Annotated in this window: 14 protein-coding genes; 10 read left to right on the forward strand and 4 right to left on the reverse strand. The window is 72.0% G+C overall.

Annotated elements, in window-relative coordinates; all coding sequences use genetic code 11:
- Positions 1 to 253 precede the first annotated feature (253 nt).
- Entirely contained in the window at positions 254 to 1,204 is a 951-nt protein-coding gene (locus ASE76_RS11370; protein ID WP_055839345.1) for a LysR family transcriptional regulator, read from the reverse strand.
- A 118-nt stretch (positions 1,205 to 1,322) separates the two neighbouring features.
- Here ASE76_RS11370 and ASE76_RS11375 point away from each other — a divergent pair, with 118 nt between their 5' ends.
- The 3 genes from ASE76_RS11375 to ASE76_RS11385 are packed head-to-tail and all read left to right on the forward strand — an operon-like array spanning position 1,323 to position 4,555.
- A complete protein-coding gene (locus ASE76_RS11375; RefSeq protein ID WP_082448383.1) occupies positions 1,323 to 2,852 on the forward strand; it encodes a M20 family metallopeptidase in 1,530 nt (509 codons plus the stop codon).
- 34 nt (positions 2,853 to 2,886) lie between these two features.
- Positions 2,887 to 3,897 carry a tripartite tricarboxylate transporter substrate binding protein gene (locus ASE76_RS11380; protein ID WP_055839348.1) on the forward strand — a complete coding sequence of 337 codons (1,011 nt, stop codon included), beginning with the start codon at positions 2,887 to 2,889 and terminating at the stop codon, positions 3,895 to 3,897.
- Between the two features lie 28 nt (positions 3,898 to 3,925).
- Positions 3,926 to 4,555, forward strand: coding sequence for a YitT family protein (locus ASE76_RS11385; protein WP_055839352.1), 630 nt, complete (start codon positions 3,926 to 3,928; stop codon positions 4,553 to 4,555).
- An 18-nt stretch (positions 4,556 to 4,573) separates the two neighbouring features.
- Here ASE76_RS11385 and ASE76_RS11390 read toward each other — a convergent pair whose 3' ends face one another.
- Positions 4,574 to 5,599, reverse strand: a complete 1,026-nt coding sequence (locus ASE76_RS11390; RefSeq protein WP_055839356.1) for a tripartite tricarboxylate transporter substrate binding protein — start codon at positions 5,597 to 5,599, stop codon at positions 4,574 to 4,576.
- Positions 5,600 to 5,953: 354 nt separating this feature from the next.
- On the opposite strand from ASE76_RS11390, the gene ASE76_RS11395 reads away from it, so the two are divergent.
- From ASE76_RS11395 to ASE76_RS11415, 5 genes are all read left to right on the forward strand, one after another.
- The gene (locus ASE76_RS11395; RefSeq protein ID WP_055839358.1) at positions 5,954 to 6,715 is read left to right on the forward strand and encodes an alpha/beta fold hydrolase; all 762 of its coding nucleotides are present in this window, start codon (positions 5,954 to 5,956) and stop codon (positions 6,713 to 6,715) included.
- Positions 6,716 to 6,841: 126 nt separating this feature from the next.
- Positions 6,842 to 7,447, forward strand: a complete 606-nt coding sequence (locus ASE76_RS11400) for a TetR/AcrR family transcriptional regulator (protein WP_055839361.1) — start codon at positions 6,842 to 6,844, stop codon at positions 7,445 to 7,447.
- 156 nt (positions 7,448 to 7,603) lie between these two features.
- Entirely contained in the window at positions 7,604 to 8,605 is a 1,002-nt protein-coding gene (locus tag ASE76_RS11405; RefSeq protein ID WP_055839364.1) for an NADP-dependent oxidoreductase, read from the forward strand.
- A gap of 55 nt (positions 8,606 to 8,660) precedes the next feature.
- Positions 8,661 to 9,365, forward strand: a complete 705-nt coding sequence (locus ASE76_RS11410; RefSeq protein ID WP_055839368.1) for an SDR family oxidoreductase — start codon at positions 8,661 to 8,663, stop codon at positions 9,363 to 9,365.
- 169 nt (positions 9,366 to 9,534) lie between these two features.
- Complete coding sequence (locus ASE76_RS11415; protein WP_055839371.1) at positions 9,535 to 11,670, forward strand: TonB-dependent siderophore receptor; 2,136 nt, start codon at positions 9,535 to 9,537, stop codon at positions 11,668 to 11,670.
- 93 nt (positions 11,671 to 11,763) lie between these two features.
- Here the strand turns inward: ASE76_RS11415 and ASE76_RS11420 are convergent, their stop codons facing one another.
- Positions 11,764 to 12,687, reverse strand: a complete 924-nt coding sequence (locus ASE76_RS11420) for a LysR family transcriptional regulator (protein WP_055839374.1) — start codon at positions 12,685 to 12,687, stop codon at positions 11,764 to 11,766.
- A 135-nt stretch (positions 12,688 to 12,822) separates the two neighbouring features.
- Between ASE76_RS11420 and ASE76_RS11425 the strand changes: the two genes are divergently transcribed.
- A complete protein-coding gene (locus ASE76_RS11425; protein ID WP_055839375.1) occupies positions 12,823 to 14,307 on the forward strand; it encodes an amidase in 1,485 nt (494 codons plus the stop codon).
- A 52-nt stretch (positions 14,308 to 14,359) separates the two neighbouring features.
- Positions 14,360 to 15,349, forward strand: coding sequence for a tripartite tricarboxylate transporter substrate binding protein (locus ASE76_RS11430; protein ID WP_055839378.1), 990 nt, complete (start codon positions 14,360 to 14,362; stop codon positions 15,347 to 15,349).
- On the opposite strand, the gene ASE76_RS11435 is transcribed toward ASE76_RS11430, so the two are convergent.
- A complete protein-coding gene (locus ASE76_RS11435; protein ID WP_055839381.1) occupies positions 15,336 to 16,319 on the reverse strand; it encodes a LysR family transcriptional regulator in 984 nt (327 codons plus the stop codon). The genes ASE76_RS11430 and ASE76_RS11435 overlap by 14 nt on opposite strands.
- Between the last annotated feature and the right edge of the window lie 89 nt (positions 16,320 to 16,408).

Consider the following 16,408-nt stretch of genomic DNA (forward strand, 5'->3'; position numbering starts at 1 on the left):
GCGGAGGGACGCAGCACGTGGGGTCGCCTTTTCTTGGTTACTTCTTTTGGCGAAGCAAAAGAAGTGACTCGCCCGCGGGGGCGAAATCCCCGCCTCCGAATTCAACACGTGCAGTGTTTCCACGAACAGCAGCTGAGGCTGTCAGCCGGGCGCGGCCCTCACCCCCACCCTCTCCCAGAGGGAGAGGGAGCAAGTCCGGGCAGCCGGGCGCGGGCCAAACCGCCGTCAGTGGATCGCAGCCCGGGCTCGGCCCTCACCCCCGCTTACGCGCAAGTGCAGCCGGAGCAACACCCCCACCCCCCACCACCCCCCGCAACGCCCCCACCACATGCGCCACGAACACCCCCTCCAACCCGCTCCCCCTGCGCCCCACCGCCCCCACCACCTGCAGCATCCGCTGCCGCATCTGCACATCGCTGAACGGCCGCGCCACCAGCACCCCGGCCCGTAGCAGCGGCGCGGCGGTCAGCGTGCCGGCCAGCACGATGTCCTCGCCGCGCACGTCGGCCATCAGCGCGGCCGATACGTTGCTCACCATCGCCGTGCGGTAGCGCAGGCCCAGCACGTTGCAGCGCAGGTCGAACAGACGCCGCGCCGTCATGCCCGGCGGGCCCAGCGCGAGCGGGTAGCGCACCACGTCGGCCACCGCCACCCGCACCTGCGCGGCCAGCGGATGGTCCGGCCGCATCAGGGCGACCACCGGGGCGCGGGCGGCATGCAGCACCTCCAGGCCGGGCTCGGGGGCCAGGCTGTACTGCAGGCCGATGTCGGCCTCGCCCTGCTGCAGGTGGCGCACCACCTCGGCAGGCGACAGCACCCACCACTCGATCTCGGCCTGCGGATGCAGCGCCCGGAAATCCGCCACCACGCCCGGCATCAGGCCCGACGAGAAGCCCTCGGTGCATGCCAGCCGCAACTGCCGCCGCGCCTGCGCGGCCAGGCCCTGCAGCTGCTGCACCACCCGGCCCGCCTCGTCGTGGCCGGCCCGCACATGGGCCAGCAGGCCGTGGCCGGCGGCGGTCAGCACCATGCCCGAGGCGGCGCGCTCGAACAGCGCCAGGCCGAGCGATTCCTCCAGCTTGCCGATCTGCCGGCTGACGGCCGAGGCGGCCACGTACAGGCGCTTCGACGCCTGGTTGACCGAGCCGGCCTCGGCCACTTCCAGGAAGTAGCGCACCGGGATGCTGAACAGATGCGGCTGCATGGCGGGCCTCGGCTGGTTCTCTCTTTTCGGCAACACCCCGTTGCCTAATCTCTCATTGTGGCAGGCCCCGCGCGGCGCCAAACTTGCTTGCACCACGGCCACCTCGACCCCGCACACCATGACCCGCACCGCCTGCATCGCCTCCGCCACCGCCGCCCTGGACGACGGCCACCTGTTTCGCGACCTGCAGCGCCGCGTGGCGATGCGCACCGAGAGCGACGCCGGCGCCGCGCCCGAAACGCTCGCACCCTACCTGCACGACGAGATGGTGCCGGCGCTGCGGGCGCTGGGCTTCGACTGCACCGTGCTGCCCAACCCCGAACCCGCCGGCGGGCCGTTCCTGGTCGCGCGGCGCATCGAGGACGCGGCGCTGCCCACGGTGCTCGGCTACGGCCATGGCGACGTGGTGAGCGGCCAGACCGCGCAGTGGCGCGACGGCCTGGCGCCCTTCGCGCTGGCCGCCGTGGGCGACCGCTGGTACGGCCGCGGCACCGCAGACAACAAGGGCCAGCACAGCATCAACATCGCCGCGCTGGCGGCGGTGATCGGCGCGCGCGGCGGCCGCCTGGGCTACAACGCGACGCTGCTGCTGGAGATGGGCGAGGAGGCCGCGTCGCCCGGCCTGCGCACCGTGTGCGAGCAGTACCGCGACACGCTGCTGCGGGCCGACCTGTTCCTGGCCAGCGACGGCCCCCGCGTGGGCGCCACGCGGCCCACGCTGTTCTTGGGCTCGCGCGGCGCGGTCAACTTCACCCTGCGGCTGAAGAGCCGCGAGCGCGGCTACCACTCGGGCAACTGGGGCGGCGTGCTGACCAACCCGGCGACGGTGATGGCGCACGCGGTGGCCACGCTGGCCGACCGGCACGGCCGCCTGACAGTCGCGGGCCTGCGCCCGCCGCCGGTGTCGGCCGCGGTGCGCCGCGTCCTGGCCGACGTGCCGGTCGGCCAGGACGCGGGCGACCCGGAGATCGCCGCGCAATGGGGCGAGCCCGGCCTAACGCCGGCCGAGCGGCTGATGGCCTGGAACACGCTGGAGGTGCTGTCGCTGGGCGCCGGCAACCCGCAGCGGCCGGTCAACGCGATACCGCCCGAGGCGGTGGCCCACTGCCAGCTGCGCTTCGTCGTCGGCACGCCGTGGCAGGACCTGGCCGCCATCGTGCGCGAGCACCTCGACGTGCACGGCTTCCCCGAGATGGAGGTGGCCATCACCCTGGCCGGCGGCGCCACCCGGCTCGACGTCGACCACCCCTGGGTGGGCTGGGCCGCGCGGTCGATCGAAGCCACCTGCGGCCGGCCGCCGGCCATCCTGCCCAACCTGGCCGGCTCGCTGCCCAACGAACTCTTCGCCGACGTGCTGGGCCTGCCCACCCTGTGGGTGCCGCACTCCTACCCCGGCTGCGCCCAGCATGCGCCGCACGAGCACCTGCTGGTGCCGGTGGTGCGCGAGGGCCTGCAGATCATGGCCGGCCTGTACTGGGACCTGGGCGATGCGCAGGGCCTGCCGTGGCATGCCGATGCGGCATCGGCATCGGCATCGGCATCGGCATCCGCATCCGCATCCGCATCCGCATCGATATCCGCACCGGCCGCACCCGCCCCGTCCGCCGATGCGCCATCGCGCGCCGACGCGGCGCCTTCGCTTTCCTGATCGTCCAACCCCTCTTCGCCACCGGAGCACCGCCATGCCTGTTTCCACGCCCACCGCCCTCTCCCGCCGCCGCGCGGCCCTGGCCTGCGCCGCCGCCGCCGCGCTCTGCGCCCTGGCCCCGGCCGTGCCGGTGCATGCGGCAGACGCCTGGCCCGCCAAGCCGATCCGGCTGGTGGTGCCGTTCCCACCCGGCGGCGGCACCGACGTGGTGGCCCGGGTGCTGGGGCAGAAGCTCTCGGCGCGCCTCGGCCAGCCGGTGGTGATCGACAACAGGCCGGGCGCGGCCTCGGTGATCGGCACCGACGCGGTCGCCAAGGCGCCGTCAGACGGCTACACGCTGCTGGTGTCGGGCTCGTCCAGCTACACCGTCAACGCGGCGCTGCGGCCCCGGCTGCCCTACAACCCCGAGAAGGACATCGCCCCGATCGCGATGGTGGCCCGCGCGCCGCTGGTGCTGAGCGTGAACGCCGAGTCGCCCTACCGCACCCTGGCCGCGCTGGTCGCCGCCGCCAAGGCCGCGCCGGGCACCTTCAACTACGCCACCTTCGGCACCGGCTCGGCACCGCACCTGGCCGGCGAGCTGTTCGCCATCAGCGCCGGCATCAAGCTGCAGGACGTGGCCTACCGCGGGAGCGCGCCGGCCATGATGGCGCTGATCGGCGGCGAGCTGCAGCTGAGCATCGACACCGCCACCAGCGCAGGGCCGCAGATCAAGGCCGGCAAGATCCGGCCGCTGGCGATCTTCGGCCCCACCCGCGCCGCCGCCCTGCCCGGCGTGCCCACCATGGCCGAGCAGAACCTGCCCGATGCCAGCTTCGACGGCTGGTACGCGATCGCCGCGCCCGCGGCCACGCCGGCCCCGGTCCAGGAGCGGCTGCTGCGCGAGGTGACCGCCGCGATGGCCGACCCCGACCTCAAGACCCAGTTCGAGGCGCAGGGCCTGGAGCCGGTTCTGGTCGGCCCCGCGGCGCTGCGCCGCCAGATGGACACCGAGATCGCCCGCTACCGCGCCCTGGCGCAACGCGCGAAGATCGTGGTCGACTGACCACCCCCCGCCACCATTCCGCGCCGCCATGCCCGCAGACCCTTCCGCGCACCGCCCCCTGCCCTCGGGCCGCCACAGCCGGCTGGAGGACGCGCTGGCGCTGCTGGTGGGCGTGTGCCTGGTCTCGCTCGGGCTGGCGATGTTCCGCGACGCGGGCCTGCTGGCGGGCGGCGCCGCCGGCATCGCGCTGCTGCTGGAGCGCACCACCGGCCTGGCCTTCGGCACCGGCTTCTTCCTGCTCAACCTGCCCTTCTACTGGCTGGCCGCGCGGCGCATGGGCGCGGCCTTCACCCTCAAGACCTTCGCCGCGGTGGCGCTGCTCTCGGCGGCCAGCGAACTGCAGCCGCGGGTGCTGCGCTTCGCCCTGCTGGAGCCGGCCTATGCGGCGCTGGCCGGCGGCGTGGTGCTGGGCGCGGGCTTCCTGGTGCTGTTCCGCCACCGCGCCAGCCTGGGCGGCCTGGGCGTGCTGGCGCTGTGGCTGCAGGAGCGCTGGGGCTGGCGCGCCGGCCGGTTCCAGATGGCGGTCGATGCCTGCATCTTCGGCGCGGCCTTCGCGGTGGCCGATGCGCGGCAGGTGCTGTACTCGGTGGCGGGCGCGGTGGTGCTCAACCTGATCATCGCGATCAACCACCGGCCCGGGCGCTACATCGCGCCGTAGGCCCCGGCGGGGCCGGGATCAGCCCGCCTTGATGCCCGCCGCCCGCACCACCCGCCCCCAGCGGCTCGATTCGGCGCGCACGAAGGCGGTGTAGTCGGCCGAGCGGGAGGCCACCACCACGAAGCCCGCCTCCTCCAGCTTGCGGCCCGCGGGCGTGCCCTTGAAGCGCCGGGTCATCTCGTCCTCCAGCCGCGCCACGATCGGCGCGGGCGTGCCCGCCGGCACCGAGAGCCCGGCCCACGATACCGCCGAGAAGCCGGGATAGCCGGACTCCGACACGCTGGGCACGTCGGGCAGCAGCGGGTTGCGGAACAGGCTGGTCACCGCCAGCGCGCGCAGCTTGCCGCTGCGCACATGCGGCGCGGCGGCGTCCTGGTTGGTGAACATCATCGACACCTGGTTGTCGAGCAGGCCCGCCAACGCCGGCCCGCCGCCCGCGAACTGCACGCCGGTGAACGACGGGCTGCTGCAGTTGTTGGCGGCGGCCGCGCCCACGCAGGTGGTCAGCGTCTGGCGCAGCAGCTCCATCGCCAGGTGGCCCGAGGACGCATTGACCTGCGCATAGGTCAGCTTGCCGGGGTTCTTCTTGGCGAAGTCGATCAGCTCGGCCAGCGTCCTGAGCGGCGAGCCGACCGGCACCACCAGCACGTTGGGCCCGGCATTGAGCTGCGAGATGTGGATGAAATCGGTCTCTTCCTTGTACGGCGGGGCCGGGTCCAGCGCATGCGCGATCGCGTTGTGGCCGATGCCCGACAGCAGCAGCGTGTAGCCGTCCGCCGGTGCCTTGGCCACCAGCGCGCTGCCGGTGGCACCGCCCGCGCCGGCGATGTTCTCCACCGCGACCGGCTGGCCCAGCGCGCTCGACAGTTCGGCGGCCATCGTGCGGCCCAGCATGTCGCTGGTGCCGCCCGCCGGGAACGGCACCACCAGCCGCAGCGGCTTGGCCGGCCAGGCCGGCGCCTGGGCCATCGCCGGCAGCAGCCCCGCACCCCAGAAGGCCGAGGCGGTGAGCAGCGCGCGGCGGCGGTCGAGGTTACGGGACATAGAGGGCTCCTGGAGAAGGGCGGGATCGGACGAGGGGGCGCACCGCAGCCGACATGGCACGCACGACGACGGAGGCCGCCGCATCCTGCCGCAACCCCGGCGCCGCGCCATGCGCATTGCCCCTAGTTGGCAGCCCGTAGGTTTGTGTGGTGAATGGCTGTGCATGCAGATACAGAAACGACCCGATAAACTATATTGCGTGCAACTTAATTGTTCGCAATGTTATAGTCGCGGCCCGTCGCCTGCAATCGGGATGGAAGCGGCCAGTGCCACCGGCCTGACCGGCTCCTGGCAGCGGCGGCGCACCGGATCGCCCCCTCTCTCTCACTTTCATTCCTCCACCGGAGTCTCGCCATGAAGTTTCAATCCACCGCCGTTCTTGCCTCCATCGCTTTGGTCGCAGCTGCCGCGCCCGCCTTCGCGCAGGCTCCCGCCAAGCCGTCGGTCGTCATCGTGCACGGCGCCTTCGCGGACGGCTCCGACTGGGCCAAGTTCATTCCGCTGCTGCAGGCCAAGGGCGTGAACGTCGTCGCGGTTCAGAACCCGCTGACCTCGCTCGAGGACGACTTGGCCGCCACCCAGCGCGCGCTGGCCGCGCAGCCCGGCAAGGTGGTACTGGTCGGCCACTCGTGGGGCGGCGTGGTGATCACCCAGGCCGGCGACGACCCGAAGGTCTCGGGCCTGGTGTACGTGGCCGCGCTGGCACCCGACGCGGGCCAGGCCGGGGGCGAGTTGGGCAAGGCCTATCCGCCCGCACCCGGCTTCGCCCACATCACGGCCGACGCCGCCGGTTACCTCAAGATGACGCAGGAAGGCATCGCCAAACACTTCGCGCAGGACCTGCCCGCCAAGACCACCGCCGTCATGACCGCCACGCAGGGCCCGATCAACGGCAAGGCGTTCGAGCAGAAGGTGACCGTCGCCGCCTGGAAGACCAAGCCGTCGTGGTTCATCGTCAGCAGCCGGGACCACATGATCCAGCCCGCCCAGCAGACCGCGATGGCCGCCACCATCGGCGCCAAGGTCACGACGCTGAACGCCAGCCACGTGCCCCAGCAGTCGCAGCCGGCCCAGGTGGCGGCGGTGATCCTGGATGCGGTGAACAGCGCGAAGTAAAGACCGGACGACTGATGCGGCTGTGGTGAGCAGCGCAGGCATCTACCTCCGACGGTCGGCCTGCACGGGCGTTGCCAAGTGGAGATGCCGTACGAAACGCGATTTGAGATACCTCCTGATTTCTGTATGATGCACATCATGCGAAACAGCAAGTCCACCGCCCGCGCGCTCGCCAAGGAAGAAACGCACGACCGCATCGTGTCCGTGGCTTCGCGGGCGATCCGGCGCAGCGGGTACGACGGGACCGGTGTGGCCGACATCATGAAGGAGGCGGGCCTGACCCACGGCGCGTTCTACGCCCACTTCGATTCGCGCGAGGCGATGCTGGCCGAGGCCGCGGGCCGGGCCTGTGCCGAATCGGCCGCCGCGGCAGCCCGCATGACCGCGGATGCGGCGCCCGGCCAGGCGCTGGCGTCGTTCCTCGCGGCGTACCTGTCGAAGGAACACCTCGCGCAGGTCGAGAACGGCTGCCCGCTGGCCGCCCTGGGCGCCGAGACGGCCCGGCAGGCACCGGAGGTGCGCCGGATCGCCACCCGGCACATCAAGGAAACGATCGACCAGATCGCCCGCCAGTCGCCCGACTGGGGCCGGCCCGCCGCCCACGAGCGTGCGATGGTGACGATGGCCACCATGGTCGGCGCCCTGCTGCTGGCCCGGGCGGTGGACGAGCCTGCGCTGTCGGACGGCCTGCGCGATGCGGCGCTGGCGCACCTGATCGCCAACGCCGGTTGAACGGCTGTCGCCCACCGCCTCGCGTCCTATTTCTTTGTCTTTTCATATGACGATCATCATTTCAATTCGCTGCCGTCGGACGAGCACGCCGACGCTGCAATGCCATGGTGCGCACGCGCCTGACGGCAGGCCCCCATCCCACTTCGGAGAAGCACCATGAAGGCATTCGTCCTCGAACGCTACGGCAAGCGGCGCGCGCTGCAACTGTCGGACATTCCCGAGCCGGAGTTCCGCGACGACGAGGTGCTGGTGCAGGTCCATGCGGCCGGCGTGAACCTGCTCGACGCCAAGATCCGCAACGGCGAGTTCAAGCAGATCCTGCCCTACCGGCCGCCGCTGGTGCTGGGCCACGACGTGGCCGGGACCGTGCTGCGCGTGGGGCGGGCGGTGCAGCGCTTCAAACCGGGCGACGCGGTCTACGCCCGGCCGGACGACTTCCGCATCGGCGGGTTCGCCGAGCGCATCGCCGTGAAGGAAGCGTCGCTGGCCGCCCAGCCCGCCGGCCTGACGATGGAGGAGGCCGCCGGGCTGCCGCTGGTGGGCCTGACCGCCTGGCAGGCGCTGGTGGAGACGGCCCGGGTGCAGAAGGGGCAGAAGGTCTTCATCCAGGCGGGCTCGGGCGGCGTGGGCAGTTTCGCGATCCAGCTGGCCAAGCATCTGGGCGCCTACGTGGCCACGACGGCGAGCGCCGCCAACGCCGCCTTCGTGAAGGACCTGGGCGCCGACCTGGTCATCGACTACAAGACACAGGATTTCGAGACCCTGCTGCACGGCTACGACGTTGTGCTGAACAGCCAGGACGCCGCCACGCTGGAGAAATCGCTGCGCATCCTGAAGCCGGGCGGCACGCTGGTCTCGATCTCCGGCCCGCCGGACCCGGCCTTCGGTGCATCGATCCAGGCGCCGGCCGTCGTTCGGCTGGCCATGCGGGCGCTGAGCAGCGGCATCCGCCGCCGGGCGCGCCGCCGGGGGGTGGCCTACGCCTTCCTGTTCATGCGGGCCGACGGTGCCCAGCTGCGGCAGATCGCCCGGCTGGTCGAGGCGGGCGCGATCCGGCCGGTGGTCGACCGGGTCTACCCGTTCGCCGCGACCAACGAGGCGCTGGCCTATGTCGAGGCCGGCCGCGCCAAGGGCAAGGTCGTCGTCAAGGTCGTGTGACCGCCCTCCCCCCCTTTTTCCCTCCCTGTTCTTGTTCCCAACCCTGGAGTGTTCCATGAAGATCGAAAACGCCGTCGTCCTCGTCACCGGTGCCAACCGCGGCATCGGCCAGGCCTTCGCCCGCGAACTGCTGGCCCGCGGCGCCCGCAAGGTCTACGCCGGCGCGCGCGACCCGGCCAGCGTCACCCTTCCGGGCGTCCAGGCGCTGCGGCTGGACGTGAACTCCGCAGCCGACGTGGCCGCCGCGGCGGCGCAGGCGTCCGACGTGACGCTGGTCGTCAACAACGCCGGCATCGCCCAGCCGGGCGGCTTCCTGGCGGCCGACAGCGAGGAGGTGACGCGCCGCATGTTCGAGACCAACGTCTTCGGCCTGCTGCGCGTCACCCGGGCCTTCGCGCCGATCCTGGCGGCCCACGGCGGCGGCGGGCTGCTCAACGTGCTGTCGGTGGTGGCGTGGATCAACGGCGGCGAGCTGGCCGCCTACTCGGCCAGCAAGTCGGCCGCCTGGTCGATGACCAACGCGCTGCGGCACGAGCTGGCCGCGCAGAAGACGCAGGTTCTGGGCCTGCACATGGCCTACGTCGACACCGACCTGACCCGCGGCTTCGACGTGCCCAAGTCCAGCCCCGAGGCGATCGTGGCGCGCGCCCTCGACGGCCTGGAGGCGGGTGCCGACGAGGTGCTGGCCGACGAACTGACGCTGCAGGTGAAGCAGGGCCTGACCGCGGCACGGCCGGTCTATCTGCCGCAAGCCTCCTAGCCGCCCTCGTAGCGCACGGGGAGAATGCGAATAGTTCTTTTTAAGTAACTACAATCGACAGTCTGTAACAGCCGCACCCTTGCCATTCGCCATCCGCCCGGACCAGCCACCGCGGTGTTTGCGTGCTGACCCGGGCCCGTGCGGCTCTTGCTTCTCCCCCTGCTCTTCCATGAAAACCTCCCTGCCCCTGCTGGCAGCGGGTGCGCTGCTGGGCGCGCCCTTTCTCTCCCTTTCCCTGGCCGCCCGCGCGCAGTCGTCCCTTCCCGAAGTGCGGGTCTCCGGCAGCGCCGATGCGCCCGGCGCCGACGTGCGGCCGCGCAGCGTCTCCACCGCCACCCGCACCGACACGCCGGCCAAGGAGATTCCGCAGAGCATCGAATCGGTCTCGGTCGACAAGGCGCTCGACTACGGCCAGACCACGCTGGGCGCGGCGCTGACCGGGGTGCCGGGCATCGACAACGCGGCCGACACCCGCTTCGACGGCCTGGTGGTGCGCGGCTTCTCGGGCAGCGGCGACCTGTTCCTGGATGGCATTCGCGACGACGCGCAGTACGTGCGCGACCTGACGACGATCGACCGCATCGAGGTGCTCAAGGGACCGGCCGCGGTGCTCTACGGCCGCGGCAGCGGCGGCGGCGTGGTCAACCGCATCAGCAAGCAGCCGCGGGCCGATGCCTTCGGCCGGGTGGACCTGCGCGCCGGCTCCTACGGCCTGCGGGGCGGGACGGTGGACATCAACCGGCCGGTGTCGGAGCGCTGGTCGGCCCGCATCAGCGCCAGTGCGGAGGACGCCGACAGCTTCCGCAACGGCGTCTCGGGCCAGCGCCGTGCGCTGGCGCCTTCGCTGCGCTGGGACGACGGCCAGGGCAGCAGCTGGCTGCTTCAGTACAACTATTCGCTCTACGACCGCACGCCCGACCGCGGCATCCCGTCGGTGCGCACCGCGCCCGCCGCCGGCAGCCCGGCCGGCACGTTGTCGGGCTACGCGCTGCCCACCGGCGTGAACATCGCCAACACCTACGGCGACCCGGCGCGCGACTTCATCCGCGACGAGGTGCAGTCGGTGCGCTCGACCTGGACGCATGCCTTCGACGGCGACTGGTCGCTGCGCTACACGCTCGGCTACATCGCGCTGCACAGCACCTTCGACAACACCTACCCGACCGACAGCCTGCGCAACGCCCGCACCCGCGCGGTGGCCGTCTCGCGCCAGCGCTGGACGCAGGACCTGCACCAGCGCAACCTGCTCAACACAGTGGAGCTCACCGGCCGCCGCACCCTCGCCGGCATGCGCCACCAGCTGCTGGTCGGGGTGGAGGCCGGCGCCCAGGCGCGCGACTCGCTGCTGCGCAACGCCGCCGCGCCGTCGGTGGACCTGGCGGCGCCCGATCTGGTCGCCGGCCGCTCGGTCGCCGCGCTGGCCAACAATGCCGACAACCGCCACCGGGTCAACACCCGCGCTGCCTACATCCAGGACCAGATCGACCTCGCCGCGCAGTGGAAGCTGCTGGTCGGCGCGCGCTACGACCATTTCGAGATCGATTCGTCCTCCCGCCTCACCGGGCGGCAGGAGGCGCGCAGCAGCAGCTCGGTCAGCCCGCGCATCGGCGTGGTCTGGACGCCGGTGCCCGCGCACAGCGTGTACGCCTCCTGGACCAAGAATTTCGCGCCGGTGGGCGGCGGGCTGATCGGCATCACGCCGGGCGCGTCGGGCAACGACCTCGATCCCGAATTCACCCGCCAGGTGGAGACCGGCGTGAAGAGCGACTGGCTGGACGGCGCGCTGTCGAGCACCGTGGCGCTCTACCAGCTGGAGCTCTACAACCGCCGCACCACCGACCCCGTTGACCCGGGCAAGGTGATCCTGACCGGCCTGCAGCGCTCGCGCGGGCTGGAGGCGGGCCTGTCGGGACGGCTGGCGCCGCAGTGGTTCGTGCGTGGCGGCATGGCCTTCCAGGACGCCGAGGTGGTGCGCGCCGAGCCGCGCTACACCGGCAAGCGGCCGACCAACACCTCGCCGCGCAACGGCAGCGTGTTCCTGAGCTACGCGCCGCGCCAGGGCCTCTACGCCGACGGCGGCGTGGTCTACGTCGGCGAGCGCTACGCCGACCGCGACAACTTGGTGCGCCTGCCCGGCTATGCCCGGGTGGACGCGCTGGTGGGCTACCGCTTCGGCCCGACCGAGTTGCAGATGGCGATCAGCAACCTGACCGACCGCCGCTACTGGGCGACCGCCACCAGCGCGGCGCAGATCGTGCCGGGCACGCCGCGCACGGTGCTGGTGTCGCTGCGGCACCATTTCTGACCGCAGGTCCGGTTTCTACGCCCTTCAGGGCTGCAGCCGGCGCCAGTCGCCGACAGCATGCTATTTAATCAATAGCAAGAACTGGATCTACGGTCATTCGCCCGTCGCTGGCGGCACCGGCAGCTGCTGCTTCAGGAACTGCAGGAAGCTCCGCACACCCTCGGGCAGGGTGCGGCCGGCCAGGGTCTGCAGCTCGATCACCCGGCCGTCCATGCCGCGCTCGCGGATCGCGACGCCGTGCAGCTCGCCCCGGGCGATGCGGTGGCGCACGGTGATCTCGCCGGAGATCGACAGGCAGCCGGTATGCAGCACGTAGTGGGTCAGCGCCTCGAAGCTGCTGCTGGTGAGCACCGGCTCGAACACCAGGCCGCGGTGGCTGCAGCCGATGTCGAACAGCTGGCGCACCGTGTTGGCCCGGTCGGGCAGCGCTATCGGGTGCGGATGCATCTGCGCCAGCGTCACGCTGCGCAGCGGGGCCAGCGGATGGTCGGGCCGCATGACGGCCAGCACCGGCGCGGTCTGGCGGTGCGCGACGGCGATGCCCTGCTCGGCCGCGCGGCTGTAGGTCAGGCCGATGTCGGCGTCGCCGTGCAGCACGGCGACGGTCACCTCCGCCGGGCTGGCCACCTGCAGCTGGAACTGGATGCCGGGAAAGCGCTGGCGGAAGTCGCCGATCGCGTGCGGCAGGAACTCGATGGCGAATCCGGGCGAGCTGGCCAGCCGCACCCGGCCGCGGCGCAGGCCCTTCAGGCCCTGCATGTCGGCCACCACCCGCTCGGCCTCCAGCGCGCTGCGGCGGGCATGCACCGCCAGCAGCTCGCCTGCGGCGCTCGGCACCATGCCGCGCGGCCGGCGGTCGAACAGCACCACGTCGAGCAGCGCCTCCAGCCCCGCGATCTGGCGGCTGACGGCCGAGCCCGACACGCAGAGCCGCTTGGCGGCCTCGGCGACCGAGCCGCAGCGCACCACCTCGAGGAAATACCGCAGGGCGGTGTCTTGGAGCTGGGCGGCTTGCATGGTCTGGACGGATTCCTGGAAGGGCGGGCCGATGGAGCGGTGTGCCTTTAACGCAAGGCAGCCGTGCGGAAATAGTGATTGTCGCAAGGCCCGCGGGTTCATAGGATGGCCGCGGACACCCCGATAAAAAAAGCCATGCAGCCCACCACGCCCCCGATCGCCACACCTGCCCCCGACAGTCCGCCCGGCGGCATCGTCGGCCTCGACGCGGTCGCGCTTTCGCAGGCGATCCGACAGCGCGAACTGCGCTGCACCGAGGTGCTCGACGCCTACCTCGCGCAGATCGACCGGCTCAACCCGCAGGTCAACGCCCTCGTGGCGCAGCAGCCGCGGGAGGCCCTGCAGGCGCTGGCGGCCGAGCGCGACGCGCAGCTCGATGCCGGCCGATGGCTGGGCCCGCTGCACGGCTTTCCGCAAGCGCCGAAGGACATCATGCCGGCGGCCGGCATGGTCACCACCAAGGGATCGCCGCTCTTCGCGGGCCAGGTCTCGACCACCGACGCGGTGGTGTTCGAGCGGATGCGCGCGGGCGGCGCGGTCTTCGTCGGCCGCACCAACACGCCGGAGTTCGGGCTGGGCGGCCACACCTACAACACGGTGTACGGCGCCACCGGCAACGCGTTCGATCCGGCCCTGACGGCCGGCGGCAGCAGCGGCGGCGCCGGCTGCGCGGTGGCGCTGCACATGCTGCCGGTGGCCGACGGCTCCGACATGATGGGATCGCTGCGCACGCCCGCCGCCTTCAACAACGTCTACGGCCTGCGCACCTCGTTCGGCTGCGTGCCGCACGGGCCGACCGAAGAGGCCTTCTTCCAGCAGTTCAGCGTGGCTGGGCCGATGGCCCGCAACATCCCCGACCTGGCGCTGCTGCTGTCGGTGCAGGCGGGTTTCGACGCCCGGCTGCCGCTCACCCGCCGGCAGGACGACCCCGCCCGCTTCACCGCACCGCTGGCGCGCGATTTCGGCGGCAGCCGCATCGGCTGGCTGGGCGACCTGGGCGGCCACCTGGCGACAGAGCCCGGCGTGCTGGAGGTCTGCACCCGCGCGCTGGCGCACTTCGAGACCCTCGGCTGCCGGGTGGAGGCGGTGACGCCCGCATTCGACTTCGAGCGCATGTGGCGCGCCTGGATCGACCTGCGCAGCTTCAACGTGGCGGGCGCCAACGCGGCGCTCTACCAGGACCCGGCCCGGCGCGCGCTGCTCAAGCCCGAGGCGGTCTGGGAGATCGCGCGCGGCCTGGCCCTTTCCGGTCCCGACGTCTACCGCGCCGCGGCGGACCGCTCGGCTTGGTACCAGGTGCTGCGGCAACTGTTCGAGACCTACGACTACCTGGTGCTGCCCGGCGCGCAGGTGTTCCCGTTCGACGCCGCGCTCGACTGGCCGCACGCCGTCGGCGGCCAGGCGATGGACACCTACCACCGCTGGATGGAGGTGGTGGTGCCGGCCACCCTGGCCGGGCTGCCCGCCCTGTGCGCGCCGGCCGGCTTCGGCCCCGCCGGCCAGCCGATGGGCCTGCAGATCCTGGGGCCCGCGCAGTCGGACTTCGCGCTGCTGCAGATCGGCCATGCCTACGACCAGGCCGCCGGCCATGCGCGCGTGCGCAGCCCGCTGCTCGGCTGAGAGAACCGCTTTCCGTCTCGCCCTCGCCCCGCATCCCCTTCCAGGAGTTCCCATGACCCCCCTGCGCCGTTCCCGCTTCCTCTCCTGCCTGCTGGCCGGCTGCGCGCTGGCCGCGTCCGCCCTCCCGGCGGCGGCCCAGACGGCCGCGTTTCCCGAGCGGCCGGTCAAGCTGCTGATCCCGTTCGCGGCCGGCGGCGCGACCGACGTGCTGGGCCGGGTGCTGGCGGTCGCCCTGGGCGAGAAGCTGGGCCAGCCGGTGGTGGTCGAGAACAAGCCCGGCGCCAGCACCATGCTGGCCGCGGGCCTGGTCGCCAAGGCGCCGCCCGACGGCTACACCCTGCTGCTGGGCGCCAGCACCACGCTCACGCTGAACCCGGCGATCCGCGAGCAGATCAGCTACGACCCGGTCCGCAGCTTCACGCCGCTGGGCCTGGTGGCCGACATGCCGCTGCTGCTGGTCGCCACGCCCACCGGGCCCGGCACGCTGCAGGAGCTGGTCGCGCAGTCGAAGGCCGAGCCCGACCGCTTCTCCTACGGCTCGTTCGGCACCGGCTCGTCGGTGCATTTCGGTGCCGAGATGCTCAAGACCGCCACCGGCGCGAAGATGGTCCACATCCCGTTCAACGGCAGCGCGCCCAGCCTCAATGCGCTGATGGGCGCGCAGGTGCAGGTGGCGGTGGATACGGTGGTCGCCTCCACCCCGCTGATCAAGGCCGGCCGGATCAAGCCGCTGGCGGTGCTGTCGGCCCAGCGCCTGCCGCTGCTGCCGCAGGTGCCCACCGTGGCCGAGAGCGGCTACCCCGGCTTCGACATGGGCACCTGGTTCGCCCTCCTGGCGCCCGCCGGCCTGCCGCCGCAGACCCGCAAGACGCTGGAGAAGGCGCTCGCCGACGTGTCGGCCCAGCCCGCGATCCAGCAAAAGATGAAGGACCTGGGCCTGGTGCCCACGCCCGGCGACGGCGCCGCCCTGACCGCCCGGATCGAGAAGGAACTGCCGCAGATGCGCGCCGTGGCCGCCCGCGCCGGCATCAAGCCCGACTGACGGACGGTGCCGAGGCAGCGGCGGCGGTGGCGCCCGCCGTATGCGCCTCCAGCAGGCACTCCCGGAACGCCTGCGCCGCCCGCGGCGGCTGCGGCGAGCGGCGCAGCATGCCGACGAAGCGGCACTGGTAGTGCAGCCGGGCGGGCGCCACCGCCTGCATCCGGCCGGAGCGCTCGAAGGCCTCGGCATAGTGGTCGGGCAAAAAACCCAGGTAGCGGCCCGACAGGATCAGCGTGGCGATCGATTCCTGGTCGAAGCCGGTGGCCTTACGCGGCAGCCGGGCGCCGTGGCTCAGCTCCATGTTGGGCGAGTGGTAGCCCAGCCCGGCGAAGCCCCAGGCGCGCAGGCCGTCCCAGTCCAGCCCGGCATGGTGGGCGCCGAACAGCGGATGGCCCGCGCCGCAGTAAAGCAGCATCGATTCGGTGAACAGGTCGTCGTAGACCAGGCTTTGCGAGGGCCGGTGCGCCGGGATGATGCCGACCTGGAAGCTGCCGTCGATCAGTCCGCGCTCGATCGCGTTGATCGAGGCCACGTGCATCTGCAGCGCCACCCCGGGCGCCCGGTCGGCGAAGCGCGCTATCGCCTCGCCGATGCGGGCCTGCGGGTTGCTGGCGGTCTTGTCGAACACCGCCACCGCCAGCTGGCCGCCCATGCGCCGGTGGATGTCGTCGATGCCGCCGCGGAACGCATCGACCGCCGACAGCAGCCGCTCGGTCTCCTCGTACACCCGCTGGCCCTCGGCCGTCAGCGCGAAGCCCGCCCGGCCGCGGCGGCAGAGCAGCAGGCCCAGCCGCGTCTCCAGGTCCTTGACGTGCCGGCTGACGGTGGAGGTGCCGATGTTCAGCTCCAGTTCGGCCGCGGCCATGCCGCCGCAGTCGGCCACCGCCTTGAAGACCCGCAGCAGGCGCAGGTCCATGTCGCTGAGCTGGCCCAGCACGGCGCGCGCCTTGGTCGGTGTGTTTGCTTGCATGGAACGTCAAGTGAACATTGATATTGCGCCATTTTCACAAGCAAGCAGGCGGCGAACAATAGCGCTGCCTTTTCCCTCCTCCACCCGCA

This window comes from Xylophilus sp. Leaf220 (genome assembly GCF_001421705.1).
Classification (GTDB): domain Bacteria; phylum Pseudomonadota; class Gammaproteobacteria; order Burkholderiales; family Burkholderiaceae_C; genus Xylophilus.